The organism is Bacillus sp. EKM420B (assembly GCF_011065565.1).
Taxonomy (GTDB): Bacteria; Bacillota; Bacilli; order Bacillales; family Bacillaceae; genus Bacillus; species Bacillus velezensis.
Map to the genome: position 1 here is coordinate 157,387 of NZ_JAAMNX010000003.1, position 15,056 is coordinate 172,442.

The following is a 15,056-nucleotide window of genomic DNA, read 5'->3' on the forward strand; positions in this document are numbered from 1 at the left end:
TCGGTATAATTGCTTTTGTAGGAAACACGACTCATCTTCATCATAATGCAGCCAAAACTGATAACGAGGTAATACAACTAGCTGCGCGACTGCAAACATGATTTCAAAACTAAAAAAGATGTGGCCTTTTAAAAGGTTGCATCTTTTTTTATTGTCAAGTATTTTTGTTTTTTCTCTTATTAAAAAAACATTAATTTTCATAATAATATAGGTGGGGATAAACAAACAAATGACTAGCAGCAGAAAACCTAAGGAACTAACATAATAAACGATGACACCACAAATTATTGCGTTTATTATTGTCAAAATCAATTCCCTCATTTTCCACCCCCCTATTTCAAATCATAGCTTAAATAACTTAAAAAAAGGCAGCGTTTTCAAAAACAAACTTAAACGTGTATTTGAAAGGAGAAAGACCTGTGGGTTTTTAAGAACCAACAAGTCTTTGGTGATCGGTATTATTTCCTGGTCACTGGTGTTTAGTGGGGTTACTTTGGCTTTTGCCACAGAAAAGGAAGGGGGTAATAGAGGATATATTGTTACCTCCGATTTAGACCCTAATGTGAGTATTGAAAATTTGATGGTTTATCATACTGCTGGATTAAATTAATATGCCTCAAGCAATGTCTTGAAAAATGCAGCTTATGTTCAGGCGAAATGGGACGGGCAATTGAAACCAGATTATACGATACCGGCTTATGCAGTTGCTTCGGCGGCATCAGGTGGTATAGGTATGTACCATATTACAAGATATTTGACTGCAACTTTTAATTTAGGCGGGGGCTTCGGCTGTTGCATTTACAAGTATGGTAACAGGTTATGTTGCTTCAAAGGGTGATATTCGTTTGAAGTCCGCAGAAACATACAAAAGAATCGTTATATACACAAAAGCGAAATACGAAGTAACAACAAAGATATTTATAAGAAAATTTGAACCAACTAAAACCAAAACATGGATTTCCGAAGCTGATCCGAACATTAATTCAGTCGAGTAAACAAAATCCCCCCTTCTCCGGTAAAGAAGGGGGGGAAATTTGCGGTGAAGTTGTTGCGCCTGTCCTTTTAATGTTCCCCAAAGCCCCCCCAAATGAAAACATGAGAATACATGGTTTTACAAAGCATCTGAAAGCAAGTGATTAAATTTATCAACGCCAAGCCTTGATATATAGGGCTTTTAAAACATTTTTAGTTAAAAGTCTACAAATTAATCAGATTATTGTTTATAATAAGAATAGGCTTAAACTTAAATAAGCTTATAAGAATTTGTTATGTTCCTCTATAAGCATACCGGTTATGTAACCGCAACCAGTGAAATGTAAGCATTTTCTTAAAGGGGAAAGGGATTGTTTGCATGACTCATTTTAAGTAAGCCGTATGTTTTATATACTCTTTAAAGGGGAATTTTGATTGAAAAGGAGAGGTTGAATATGACAGCAACACGCGGTCTTGAAGGGGTTGTAGCAACAACATCATCTGTAAGCTCTATTATCGACGATACCCTTACATATGTAGGGTACGATATTGACGACTTGACAGAGAATGCAAGTTTTGAAGAAATCATTTATTTGCTGTGGCATCTGCGCCTGCCGAATAAAACGGAACTTGCTGAACTGAAAAAACAGCTTGCGAAAGAAGCAGCCGTTCCACAAGAAATCATTGAGCACTTCAAATCCTATCCCCTCAATAACGTACATCCAATGGCTGCGCTCCGGACGGCGATTTCATTACTCGGTCTGACTGACAGTGAAGCCGATGTCATGAATCCGGAAGCGAACTACAGAAAAGCCATCCGTCTGCAGGCGAAAGTGCCGGGCATTGTCGCCGCTTTCTCAAGAATCCGCAAAGGACTTGATCCTGTTGAACCGAAGGAAGAGTACGGAATCGCGGAGAACTTCCTTTACACCTTAAACGGTGAAGAGCCTTCTCCGATCGAAGTGGAAGCGTTTAACAAAGCGCTCATTCTTCATGCGGATCATGAGCTGAACGCATCAACATTTACGGCGAGAGTATGTGTCGCCACCTTATCTGATATTTACTCAGGCATCACTGCCGCCATCGGCGCTTTAAAAGGACCGCTTCACGGCGGAGCCAATGAAGCCGTCATGAAAATGCTGACAGAAATCGGCGAAGTGGAAAACGCCGAGCCTTATATCCGCAGCAAAATGGAGAAAAAGGAAAAAGTAATGGGCTTCGGACACCGTGTGTATAAGCATGGGGACCCGCGGGCCAAACACTTAAAAGAAATGAGCAAACGCCTGACGAATCTGACGGGTGAAAGCAAATGGTACGAGATGTCAATCCGTGTCGAAGAAATCGTGACGTCGGAGAAAAAACTCCCGCCTAACGTTGATTTCTATTCCGCATCTGTATACCACAGTCTCGGCATTGATCACGATCTGTTCACGCCGATCTTTGCAGTCAGCAGAATGTCAGGATGGATCGCCCATATTCTTGAACAGTACGATAACAACCGCCTCATCCGCCCGCGCGCTGATTACACGGGTCCGGATAAGCAGACTTTTGTTCCGATTGATGAAAGAGCCTGATCAAACGGGAGGCTGGTGATTTTCATGTCGTTAGCCTCTTGTTAATCAAGCCCGGATTGGTTTACAATTTTGATAGAATCTTGAGAAAAGTCATTTTATTTTTTATACAAGAAAAATAAAATGTTTTCTAAATATGAATTACATACTGGGAGGTAATATTGTGTCACAAGGTGAAAAAATTACAGTCTCTAATGGAGTATTAAACGTACCAAATAATCCGATTATCCCGTTTATTGAAGGCGACGGCACAGGCCCTGATATTTGGAACGCCGCTTCTAAAGTATTGGAAGCCGCTGTTGAAAAAGCATATAAAGGCGAGAAAAAAATCACGTGGAAAGAAGTTTATGCCGGTGAAAAGGCTTATAATAAAACAGGTGAGTGGCTTCCTGCCGAAACACTGGAAGACATCAGAGAGTACTTCATCGCCATCAAAGGTCCTCTGACGACGCCGGTCGGCGGCGGTATCCGTTCTCTGAACGTGGCGCTGAGACAGGAGCTTGATTTGTTTACGTGCCTGCGCCCGGTCAGATATTTCACGGGAGTGCCTTCTCCGGTCAAACGTCCTGAAGATACGGATATGGTCATTTTCCGCGAGAATACGGAAGATATTTACGCCGGAATTGAGTATGCGAAAGGTTCTGAAGAAGTTGAAAAGCTGATCAGCTTCCTGCAAAATGAAATGGGCGTTAACAAAATCCGTTTCCCTGAAACGTCAGGAATCGGGATCAAGCCTGTTTCTGAAGAAGGCACAAGCCGCTTAGTCAGAGCTGCCATTGAGTATGCGATCGAAAACGGCCGTAAGTCTGTCACGCTTGTCCACAAAGGGAACATCATGAAGTTCACTGAAGGGGCATTTAAAAACTGGGGCTACGAGCTTGCCGAAAGAGAATACGGAGATAAAGTATTCACTTGGGCTGAATATGACCGCATTGTCGAAAAAGACGGAAAAGAAGCGGCTGATAAAGCGCAGAGCGAAGCGGAAGCGGCAGGGAAAATCATCGTCAAAGACAGCATCGCTGATATTTTCCTTCAGCAGATCTTGACCCGTCCGAGCGAATTCGACGTCGTAGCGACAATGAACTTAAACGGAGACTATATCTCTGATGCGCTTGCCGCTCAGGTAGGCGGAATCGGGATCGCCCCTGGAGCGAACATCAACTATGAAACAGGGCATGCGATTTTTGAAGCGACTCACGGAACGGCTCCTAAATATGCCGGCCTTGACAAGGTCAACCCGTCATCCGTCATCCTTTCAGGAGTGCTTCTTCTTGAACACCTGAACTGGAATGAGGCTGCTGACTTGATCATTAAATCTATGGAAAAAACGATTGCTTCAAAAGTAGTAACGTACGATTTTGCTAGATTAATGGACGGTGCAACCGAAGTGAAATGTTCAGAGTTCGGTGAAGAGCTCATCAAAAACATGGACTGAACCTAAAGCAGACTTCTAATGAAGCCAAAAAAGGAGAAGAGAATCATGGGAAAAACACGCAGTAAAGTTTCTGTTATCGGAGCAGGATTTACGGGAGCGACAACAGCCTTTCTTACAGCTCAAAAAGAGCTTGCGGACGTTGTGCTCGTTGATATTCCGCAATTAGAAAACCCGACAAAAGGAAAAGCGCTAGACATGCTCGAAGCAAGTCCGGTTCAAGGATTTGACGCGAAAATCACAGGCACGTCCAACTACGAGGACACAGCCGGTTCTGATATCGTCGTCATCACAGCCGGAATTGCGAGAAAACCAGGCATGAGCCGTGATGATCTCGTATCTACAAACGAAAAAATCATGAGAAGCGTCACACGTGAGATCGTGAAATATTCTCCTGACTGCATTATCGTTGTATTGACAAACCCTGTTGATGCGATGACATATGCGGTGTACAAAGAATCAGGCTTCCCGAAAGAACGCGTCATCGGACAATCCGGAGTGCTTGACACTGCGCGATTCAGAACATTCGTCGCTGAAGAATTAAACCTGTCTGTAAAAGATGTGACCGGTTTTGTTCTTGGCGGACACGGTGACGACATGGTTCCTCTCGTCCGTTATTCCTATGCGGGCGGCATTCCGCTTGAAACGCTTATCCCGAAAGACCGTCTTGATGCGATTGTAGAACGCACAAGAAAAGGCGGCGGGGAAATCGTCAACCTTCTCGGAAACGGAAGCGCCTACTACGCGCCTGCTGCATCATTGACTGAAATGGTAGAAGCCATTTTGAAAGATCAGCGCCGCGTGCTTCCGACCATCGCTTACTTAGAAGGCGAATACGGTCATGAAGGCATTTACTTAGGCGTACCTACGATTATCGGAGGAAACGGCCTAGAGCAAATCATCGAGCTTGAACTGACAGACTATGAAAAAGCGCAGCTGAGTAAATCAGTTGAATCTGTCAAAAACGTGATGAAAGTATTGTCATAAGAAAAAAGGGAAGGCTTCCGAATCAGAAGCCTTCCTCTTTTTACAATTAATGAAAGCGTTTTCTTTTTTCCCTGAGCGATCCTTTCTCTGAAAATGATCAAAAAGGCGAATTGTCTGAACGGGCAGTATTGGATAAAATGAAATCATAAAGTGATATGCAGCACATAAAATAGAGAAAATTGGATGTCGGGGAAAATAGACAGCGGAGGGCGCAGCATGAACAAAAAAATTTTAGTTGTAGATGATGAACAATCTATCGTTACTCTTTTACAGTATAATCTGGAACGGTCCGGCTATGATGTCATAACCGCATCAGACGGCGAAGAGGCTCTGGAGCTGGCAGAGAATGAAAATCCGGATTTAATCGTACTGGATGTCATGCTGCCGAAAGTGGACGGAATCGATGTCTGTAAACAGCTCAGACAGCAGAAAATGATGGTTCCGATCTTGATGCTGACAGCAAAAGATGAGGAATTTGATAAGGTGCTGGGACTGGAGCTCGGAGCGGATGATTACATGACAAAGCCGTTCAGTCCGCGGGAAGTCACTGCGCGGGTGAAAGCCATTTTAAGAAGGGCTGACATTTCTTCGCTGTCACAAGGCAGAGAAGAGGAAAAGGACGGGCAGATCCTCATCGGCGAGCTGAAAATTCTTCCTGAGCATTACGAAGCGTATTTTAAGTCAGAACAGCTGGAATTGACGCCTAAAGAATTTGAACTGCTTCTGTATTTGGGAAAACACAAGGGAAGAGTGCTGACGAGAGATCTTCTGCTGAGCGCGGTCTGGAACTATGATTTTGCCGGGGATACCCGGATTGTTGACGTTCATATCAGCCATCTGCGCGACAAAATCGAATCAAATACCAAAAAACCGATCTATATTAAAACAATCAGAGGTTTGGGGTATAAACTGGAGGAGCCAAAAATGAATGAATAAAGTCCGTGTGCGTCTGTTCGCTTTACTCGTTGTATGTATCATATTGGTTTTCAGTGTTCTCGGCCTTTTTTTACAGCAGCTTATTTCTTCATCCGCTGAAGAAAGAACGGCGGATCAGCTGAAAAAGGAATCGGTATACATAGCGGGCCTTCTTGACACCGGCCGAATCGGCAATAAAAGCAATGAAACGGTAATCCGTGACGCCGGCCGCACCCTCGGTATAAACGTCTCCTTGCTCAACGAGAAGGGTGACGCCGTATATCATTCCGGCAGTCGTGCTGATGATTCAGCCGTAAAGGAATTCATTTCTCACAATAAAAGCGAGGAAGCCGTACAGTCGAAAAGCAGAGTCATCCGCGGCACTGCCGTAAAAAATGACGCAGGGAAAATTGCGGGGTATGTACTCGTTTCCTCGGAGATCAACGGCGGTTCAAGCGTTACCGGAGAAATGTGGGGCATGCTGGTAGCAAGTCTTTGTACCGCTTTTATCATTATCGTTTTCTTTTATACAAACATGACGTCCCGTTACAAAAAATCAATCGACGCCGCGACAAAGGTGGCGACGGAGCTCTCCAAGGGGAATTATGACGCCCGCTCCTACAGCGGTTACGCAAGGCGGTCGGACCGTCTCGGGCGTGCGATGAACAGCCTGGCGGTCGATTTAATGGAAATGACAAGAACGCAGGATATGCAGCGCGATCGTCTGTTAACCGTCATTGAAAATATCGGATCCGGTTTGATTTTAATAGACGGGAGAGGTTTTATCAATCTCGTGAACCGGTCATACACGAAGCAGTTTCATACAAAGCCTGAACGTCTGCTTCGGCGCCTTTACCACGATGCGTTTGAACATGAGGAGATCATTCGGCTTGTCGAAGACATTTTTATGACGGAGACGAAAAAATGCCAGCTGCTCAGACTTCCCATCAACATTGAGCGGCGCTACTTTGAAGTTGACGGCGTTCCGATCATGGGCCCTGATGATGAATGGAAGGGCATCGTCCTCGTTTTTCACGATATGACAGAAATTAAAAAATTGGAGCAGATGAGAAAGGACTTCGTCGCCAATGTCTCCCATGAACTGAAAACACCGATCACCTCGATTAAAGGATTTACGGAAACACTGTTAGACGGAGCGATGAAAGACGAAAAGGCGCTTTCAGACTTTCTGTCTATCATTCTGAAAGAAAGTGAGCGGCTCCAATCTCTCGTGCAGGATTTATTGGATTTATCCAAGATGGAGCAGCAAAACTTTACGATGCGCGTAGAGTCCTTTGATGCTGCAAAAATTCTGCATGAAATTGAGGCGCTTTTGCAGCATAAGGCTGAGGAAAAAGGCATCAGCTTTCAGCTCGATCTCCCGGAAGAGCCGATTTTTGTGACGGGTGATGCGCACAGGCTGAAGCAGGTATTTTTGAATCTGGCGAACAATGCCCTGACCTACACGCCTGAAAAAGGGACGGTGGGGATTTCGGTACATGTGAAAGAAACCGTTGTCGATATCAAAGTGTCCGATACGGGAATCGGCATTCAGAAAGAAGAGATCCCGCGGATATTTGAGAGATTCTACCGCGTGGATAAAGACAGAAGCCGCAACTCGGGAGGAACCGGCCTCGGCCTCGCCATCGTGAAGCACTTAATAGAAGCCCATGAAGGTAAAATCGAGGTCACAAGCGAGCCTGGACAGGGAACTGTGTTCACTGTGACGCTGAAGCGGCCGCCGGCAGCGTGATCAGCTTTACAAAGGATTAACAATTTCTTCATGACCTGTTAAACCTATCTTGTTAGGATATAACAGAACCCCTTCATCCAAGGAGCCAATTTTGACGGCGGGAACGCGTTTTCTTGTTCCCGTCCTTTTTTGCGTTTTCACGGGGTCCGCTCATTTTCCTTTCAAATTGAACTTTGTTAAAATAAGAGAAGCTGTGAGATTAAAAAACAGAGGAATGACGAGCTTTTGCTCTTAGGAGGATATTGAATGACGGAACGAAAAAAATTAGTGCTTGTCGACGGAAACAGTCTGGCGTACCGGGCGTTTTTTGCATTGCCGCTTTTAAGCAATGAAAAAGGCATTCATACAAATGCCGTATACGGGTTTGCGATGATTTTAATGAAAATGCTGGAAGATGAAAAACCGACCCATATGCTGGTGGCTTTTGATGCGGGAAAAACCACTTTCCGCCACAGCACGTTTAAAGAATATAAAGGCGGAAGACAAAAAACGCCGCCGGAGCTTTCAGAACAGATGCCGTTCATCCGCGAGCTCCTCGATGCCTACAACATCAGCCGCTACGAGCTTCCTGAATATGAAGCGGACGATATTATCGGCACGCTTGCCGTATCTGCTGAAAAAGACGGCTTCGAAGTGAAGGTCGTTTCGGGGGACAAGGACTTAACCCAGCTTGCCACCGGGAAAACGACCGTTGCCATTACGAGAAAAGGCATTACCGACGTAGAAGATTACACGCCGGAGCACGTGCAGGAAAAGTACGGTCTGACCCCTTTGCAAATCATTGATATGAAGGGATTAATGGGGGATTCATCCGATAACATACCGGGCGTCCCCGGCGTCGGAGAAAAAACCGCGATTAAGCTCTTAAAGCAGTTCCATTCGGTTGAGAAACTGCTTGATTCCATTGATGAAGTCAGCGGAAAAAAATTAAAAGAAAAGCTTGAAGAATATAAGGAACAAGCCCTGATGAGCAAAGAGCTGGCGACGATTATGACAAATGCGCCGATTGAAGTCAAGCCCGAAGATTTAGATTACCAAGGGTTTGACCGTGAACAAGTTGTTGCCATTTTTAAAGACCTCGGTTTTAATACGCTTCTTGAGCGGCTCGGAGAAGAAAGCGGGGAAACGGCGGAAGAAAATTTTGAAGACATCAATGTCGAAACGGCAGAAGAAATCACCGAAGATATGCTCGTTTCGCCGTCCGCTTTGGTCGTCGAACAAATCGGTGATAACTATCACGAAGAACCGATCCTCGGCTTTTCCATCGTGAATGAAACAGGTCTTTATTATATTCCGAAAGAAATCGCCATTCAGTCTGAAGCTTTTAAATCTTGGGCTGAAGATGAGTCGATGAAAAAATGGGTGTTCGACAGCAAACGTTCCGTCGTCGCTTTGCGCTGGCAGGGAATTGAGCTGAAGGGAACGGAATTTGACGCGCTTCTTGCTGCCTACATTATAAACCCGGGCAATTCGTACGACGATGTCGCGAGCGTAGCGAAAGAATACGGGCTGAATATCGTTTCAAAAGATGAAGCGGTATACGGAAAAGGCGCAAAACGCGCCGTTCCGGCTGAAAAAGAGCTTGCCGATCATCTCGCGCGGAAAGCGTCTGCCGTTAACAGCCTCCGTGACAAACTGCTTGACGCTTTGGAAGAAAATAATCAGCTTGAGCTTTATGAAGATCTTGAACTCCCGCTTGCGCTAATTCTCGGAGAAATGGAATCAATGGGCGTCAAAGTGGATGTTGAAAGACTGAAGCGAATGGGAGAAGAGCTCAAGGCAAAACTGAAAGAATATGAAGAAAAAATCCATGACATCGCCGGTGAGCCGTTTAACATCAATTCACCAAAACAGCTCGGCGTCATTCTGTTTGAAAAACTCGGCCTGCCGCCAGTAAAGAAAACAAAAACAGGCTATTCCACTTCAGCTGATGTGCTTGAGAAGCTTGCAGACAAACATGATATCGTCGCGTACATTCTGCAATACAGACAAATCGGCAAACTCCAATCGACTTATATTGAAGGGCTGCTGAAAGTCACGCGCAAGGATTCTCATAAGGTGCATACACGATTCAATCAGGCATTGACGCAAACCGGACGCCTGAGCTCAACGGATCCGAACCTGCAAAATATTCCGATCCGGCTGGAGGAAGGGCGGAAAATCCGTCAGGCTTTCGTACCGTCCGAACCGGACTGGCTTATTTTCGCCGCCGATTATTCACAAATTGAATTAAGGGTGCTTGCGCATATTTCAAAAGATGAAAATCTGATCGAAGCGTTTACGAATGACATGGACATTCACACAAAAACCGCCATGGACGTGTTTCATGTCAGTGAAGATGAAGTGACACAAGCGATGCGCCGCCAGGCAAAGGCCGTCAATTTCGGGATCGTTTACGGCATCAGCGATTACGGGCTTTCGCAAAACCTCGGCATCACCCGGAAAGAAGCGGGCGCTTTTATTGACCGCTATTTGGAGAGCTTCCCGGGCGTCAAGGCATATATGGAAGAATCGGTGCAGGAAGCGAAGCAAAAAGGATATGTGACGACACTTATGCAGCGCCGCCGCTATATCCCTGAGCTGACCAGCCGCAACTTCAACCTGCGGAGCTTTGCGGAACGGACGGCCATGAATACGCCGATTCAGGGAAGCGCCGCCGATATTATTAAAAAAGCCATGATTGACATGGCAGCTGAGCTGAAAGAGAAAAACCTGAAGGCGCGGCTGCTGCTTCAGGTGCACGATGAATTGATTTTTGAAGCGCCTAAGGAAGAAATTGAAATATTAGAGAAGCTGGTGCCTGAAGTGATGGAGCATGCTTTGGCATTAGACGTGCCGCTGAAGGCTGATTATGCTTCAGGGCCGTCTTGGTACGATGCAAAATAAACAGAAAAAAAGGAAGTGATGATTGTGCCGGAATTACCAGAAGTTGAAACGGTCCGGCGCACTCTGACCGGTCTTGTGAAGGGGAAAACGATTGAATCGGCGGATATCAGATGGCCGAATATCATCAAAAAACCCGCCGAGCCGGAGGAATTCGCGCGGCAGATTGCAGGAGAAACGATCCGATCCATCGGAAGAAGGGGAAAGTTTTTGCTTTTCCATCTGGATCATTATGTCATGGTGTCCCACCTGCGGATGGAGGGGAAATACGGTCTTCATCAGGCCGATGAGCCTGACGATAAACATGTGCACGTCGTGTTTCACATGACGGACGGAACACAGCTCCGCTACCGGGATGTCCGGAAATTCGGCACGATGCATTTATTTGCGCCGGGAGAGGAACGGATTGCATTGCCGCTTTCACAGCTCGGGCCCGAACCAGATGATGAAGCATTTACCGCCGCTTATTTAAAAGAGCGGCTTGCAAAAACGAACCGCGCGGTGAAAACCGCCCTGCTCGACCAAAAAGCGGTCGTCGGCCTCGGCAACATTTATGTCGATGAAGCTTTATTCCGGGCGCGGATTCACCCTGAGACAAAAGCGAACAGCCTGTCGGACGGGCAGATAAAAACGCTTCATACAGAAATTAAAGACACCCTTCAGGAAGCGATTGACGCGGGCGGGAGCACCGTCCGGTCTTATATCAATTCTCAAGGGGAAATCGGAATGTTTCAGCTCAAACATTACGTCTACGGCAAAAAGGATGAACCGTGCAAAACGTGCGGCACGATGATTTCTAAAATCGTGGTCGGCGGAAGGGGAACGCATTTTTGCGCCCGCTGCCAAAAAAAATCATAAACTGAAGCTGTTCAAGCAGGCGGCAGCAGAATGACTTTTTTCTAACACAGTTGATGACCTTTCTCCATATATATATTGTGATTCACCCAATAGGCATATGCCACAATTGCCGATCAAGAGAAAGGGAGAAACGGATATGGAGATTGTTTCTTTGCTGCTTTTGGCTTTTGCTGTCAGCTTGGACAGTTTTTCAGTCGGGTTTACGTACGGTTTGAGAAAAATGAAAATCCCGTTCAAAGCGATTGCCGTGATCGCCTGCTGTTCAGCCTCTGTGATGTTTATATCCATGCTGATCGGCCATTTTCTGACAAAGATTTTTCCCGTATCCGTCACGGAGAAACTGGGCGGGCTGATCTTAATCGGAATCGGGGCATGGGTCATCTGGCAATTTTTTAAACCGGCTAAAGAGCCGGATTACTTATTGCATGAAAAAACGCTGCTTAATCTTGAAGTGAAATCGCTCGGCATCGTCATTCATATTTTGAAAAAACCGACCAGCGCCGATATTGATCAATCCGGAACCATTAACGGAGTCGAGGCGCTTCTGCTCGGTATCGCCTTATCCATTGACGCGTTTGGCGCCGGGCTGGGAGCGGCCATTCTCGGCTTTTCTCCGGTTATGATGAGCGTGACTGTCGGGGTGATGAGCTCGCTGTTTGTTTCACTCGGCATAAACGCTGGGCATTTGCTCTCAAGATGGAATTGGATAGATAAAATGACATTTTTGCCGGGAGTCCTGCTGATTATCATCGGGATTTGGAAAATGTAAGAAGGAGTGGGCTTTTTGAGCTTGGTCATCGGTTTAACGGGAGGCATCGCAAGCGGCAAAAGCACGGTAGCGCGTATGCTGATCGACAAAAAAATAACAGTCATTGATGCGGATGTCATCGCGAAACAGGCGGTGGAAAAAGGAATGCCGGCTTACGGACAAATTGTGGAAGCATTCGGAAAAGACATCCTGCTGGAAAACGGCGGCATTGACAGAAAAAAACTCGGTTCTATCGTTTTCACTGACGAACAGAAGCGTCTGAAGCTGAATCAGATCGTTCATCCGGCAGTGCGTGCGGAAATGCTGAAACAGCGGGATGAAGCCGTTGCGAGAAAAGAGCAGTTCGTCGTTTTGGATATACCGCTTTTGTATGAAAGCGGGCTTGATTATCTAGTCGGCAAGGTGCTCGTCGTCACCGTACCGGCAGACATTCAGCTCAAACGGCTGATGGAGCGGAATTCCCTGACAGAAGAAGAAGCGATGAGCCGGATAACGTCGCAAATGCCTTTAGCGGACAAAGCAAAAAAAGCTGACGCCGTCATTGATAACAGCGGCAGTCTTGAATATACAAAGCACCAGCTTGAGGAAGTATTGAGCGGCTGGGCATAAACAAACACCGTTCGGAAAGCCGAACGGTGTTTTTCTGGTTAAAAATCAAAATTGTCAGGGTCCGGACCGACACGGAGATTTTCGTTCAGATCATCAATCCGCTTCATATCGTCAGCTGACAGTTCGAAATCAAAGACATTTGCATTTTCTTCAATACGGTGTTTTTTAGTTGATTTCGGAATGGTGATGACACCGTTTTGCAAATCCCAGCGCAAAATCACTTGAGCGGCTGATTTGCCGTATTTCTCAGCAATCTCCTGTAAGACGGGGTGATCAAGCAGCTGCCCTTGCATCAATGGCGACCACGCTTCAAGCTGAATGCCCTGTTCAGTGCAGAAAGCAAGCAGTTCTTTCTGTGTCAGGCGCGGGTGGTACTCCACCTGGTTGATCATCGGCTTGATTTCCGTTTCTTTCATGAGATGTTTCAGATGGTGAATTTGGAAATTGCTGACCCCGATCGCCTTAATGCGTCCATCCCGGTAGAGGGTTTCGAGCGCCCGCCACGCATCGATGTACTTTCCTTCGACAGGCCAATGGATCAAATATAAATCTAAATAATCTAAACCGAGTTTTTCTAAGCTTGTGTCAAACGCTTTTAACGTTTCTTCATATCCTAAATCGGCATTCCATACTTTTGACGTGACAAAAATGTCTTCACGTTTTAATCCCGCTTCTTGCAGCCCTTGGCGGATGCCTTCGCCGACACCTTCTTCATTTCCGTAAATCGCGGCGGTATCAACGCTGCGATAGCCGTGCACCAATGCCGTTTTCACCGCGTTGACGAGTTCCGCGCCTTCCTCTACTTTGAAAACTCCGATGCCGAACCAAGGCATCTCTACTCCGTTATGCAATGTTGCTTTTGCTTGTAAATGTGTTGTCATGTATATATTCCTCCTATTTGTTGTCTGTTGAAAAAATCAAAATGCGCTGAAGAAAAACTCACCTCCTTTCAAGGGCAGTGCGATCCCGCTTTTCAAGCTTCCTGCTCCATCCGGTTAATACGACCGCGCTGAGCACCATCAGCGCCCCGATCCAAGCGGTATGAATGATTCCGATTGAGTCTGTAATGATTCCGCCGGCAAACGAGCCGATCGCGATTCCGGCATTAAATGCTGCGATATTTAAGGCTGATGCTGTATCAACGGCGCTTGGCGCAAAACGTTCACTCAGCATCACGACATATACCTGAAGGCCCGGCACATTCATAAACGCCAACAGCCCCATGAAAATAATGGTGATCAGCCCGGCTGTTTTAAACGGTGCGGTAAAAGTCAGGACAAACAGCACAGCAGCCTGGACAATGAACATATAAAACAAGGCTTTCAGCGGGTTACGGTTTGATAAACGGCCGCCAATCATGTTTCCGATGGCAATCGCAATTCCGTAAATGAGCAGGATGGCCGCGACGGTTTCTTTCTGAAAACCCGTTACCTCCTGAAGAAGCGGAGATAAATACGTAAACACGACAAACGTTCCGCCGTAGCCTAACGCCGTAATAATAAATAAAAGCAATAACCGGCCGTTTGTGACGAGTTTGACCTGCTCGGAAAATGCGGTTTTCGTCCCTTTTCGCAAATGTGACGGAACGAGAAGCGCGTTTGTGAGGAATGCGATGATTCCTACCGCCACAATCACGGCAAAGGCAATCCTCCATCCGAATTGCTGGCCGAGATAGGTGCCGAACGGAACGCCGGTCACCGTAGCCACCGTCAGCCCCGTGAACATGATAGAAATCGCGCTTGCTCTTTTATGCTCCGGTACGATATTGGCGGCGATCGTTGCCCCGATTGACATGAAAATGCCGTGGGAAAAAGCCGAAATGACCCGTGCCGCCAGTAAGACGCCGATTGAGGAAGCGCTCGCTGCGAGTGTATTTCCGGCGATAAAAATCAACATTACCCAGAGCAGCAGCGTTTTCCGCGACATGCCGGATGTGAGAGACGTTAAAACCGGCGCGCCGAATGTCACGCCCAGAGCATACATGGAAACGGTAAGTCCCGCCGTTGTCACAGGTATATGCAGATCTTGAGATATAAGCGGCAGCAGTCCGACGCTGATAAATTCGGTTGTGCCGATCGCAAAAGCGCTGACGGCTAATGCCAGCAGCGCTGGTAAATAGCTTTGGCGATGTGAAGACATCTGTTTTCCTCCTTGAACGATAATGTATGGTTGAAATGATGCCGGGTAAACGATATAAGTATAAGAGTACATTCCTTTTCAGCCGGCAAATGTCATTATGATTGATAGAAGTGTCATTGAAAAGAACGTACTTTTAAGTGCCATAGGCACTTTTTAGTTCCTATAGAT

Annotated in this window: 12 protein-coding genes; 10 read left to right on the top strand and 2 right to left on the bottom strand. The window is 46.2% G+C overall.

Translation table 11 applies throughout. From position 1 onward, the window contains the following. Window positions 1–271: 271 nt before the first annotated feature. From G9F48_RS10840 to coaE, 10 genes are all read left to right on the top strand, one after another. Entirely contained in the window at window positions 272–610 is a 339-nt protein-coding gene (locus G9F48_RS10840; protein ID WP_165409478.1) for a hypothetical protein, read from the top strand. Between the two features lie 817 nt (window positions 611–1,427). Continuing rightward, a complete protein-coding gene (citZ, locus tag G9F48_RS10845; protein ID WP_003152453.1) occupies window positions 1,428–2,546 on the top strand; it encodes a citrate synthase in 1,119 nt (372 codons plus the stop codon). A 160-nt stretch (window positions 2,547–2,706) separates the two neighbouring features. Then, window positions 2,707–3,978 (top strand): NADP-dependent isocitrate dehydrogenase, encoded by a 1,272-nt coding sequence (icd, locus tag G9F48_RS10850; RefSeq protein ID WP_003152454.1) that lies wholly within the window; start codon window positions 2,707–2,709, stop codon window positions 3,976–3,978. 45 nt (window positions 3,979–4,023) lie between these two features. After that, on the top strand, window positions 4,024–4,962 hold the full coding sequence (gene mdh, locus G9F48_RS10855) for a malate dehydrogenase (protein ID WP_003152455.1): 939 nt from the start codon (window positions 4,024–4,026) through the stop codon (window positions 4,960–4,962). A 216-nt stretch (window positions 4,963–5,178) separates the two neighbouring features. Next, on the top strand, window positions 5,179–5,898 hold the full coding sequence (locus G9F48_RS10860) for a response regulator transcription factor (protein WP_003152457.1): 720 nt from the start codon (window positions 5,179–5,181) through the stop codon (window positions 5,896–5,898). Then, window positions 5,891–7,630, top strand: a complete 1,740-nt coding sequence (pnpS, locus tag G9F48_RS10865) for a two-component system histidine kinase PnpS (protein ID WP_165409479.1) — start codon at window positions 5,891–5,893, stop codon at window positions 7,628–7,630. The genes G9F48_RS10860 and pnpS overlap by 8 nt, the downstream gene beginning before the upstream one ends. 246 nt (window positions 7,631–7,876) lie before the next feature. Continuing rightward, entirely contained in the window at window positions 7,877–10,516 is a 2,640-nt protein-coding gene (gene polA / locus G9F48_RS10870; RefSeq protein ID WP_138092749.1) for a DNA polymerase I, read from the top strand. Window positions 10,517–10,540: 24 nt separating this feature from the next. Continuing rightward, window positions 10,541–11,371, top strand: a complete 831-nt coding sequence (mutM, locus tag G9F48_RS10875) for a DNA-formamidopyrimidine glycosylase (RefSeq protein ID WP_146284226.1) — start codon at window positions 10,541–10,543, stop codon at window positions 11,369–11,371. Window positions 11,372–11,507: 136 nt separating this feature from the next. Further along, on the top strand, window positions 11,508–12,140 hold the full coding sequence (gene ytaF / locus G9F48_RS10880) for a sporulation membrane protein YtaF (RefSeq protein WP_014305562.1): 633 nt from the start codon (window positions 11,508–11,510) through the stop codon (window positions 12,138–12,140). A 15-nt stretch (window positions 12,141–12,155) separates the two neighbouring features. After that, entirely contained in the window at window positions 12,156–12,749 is a 594-nt protein-coding gene (gene coaE / locus G9F48_RS10885; RefSeq protein ID WP_003152462.1) for a dephospho-CoA kinase, read from the top strand. Window positions 12,750–12,787: 38 nt separating this feature from the next. Here the strand turns inward: coaE and G9F48_RS10890 are convergent, their stop codons facing one another. After that, window positions 12,788–13,630: an aldo/keto reductase gene (locus G9F48_RS10890; protein ID WP_003152464.1), complete on the bottom strand. Its 843-nt coding sequence runs from the start codon at window positions 13,628–13,630 to the stop codon at window positions 12,788–12,790. A 58-nt stretch (window positions 13,631–13,688) separates the two neighbouring features. Further along, on the bottom strand, window positions 13,689–14,888 hold the full coding sequence (locus G9F48_RS10895) for an MFS transporter (RefSeq protein WP_014305559.1): 1,200 nt from the start codon (window positions 14,886–14,888) through the stop codon (window positions 13,689–13,691). Window positions 14,889–15,056: the final 168 nt, after the last annotated feature.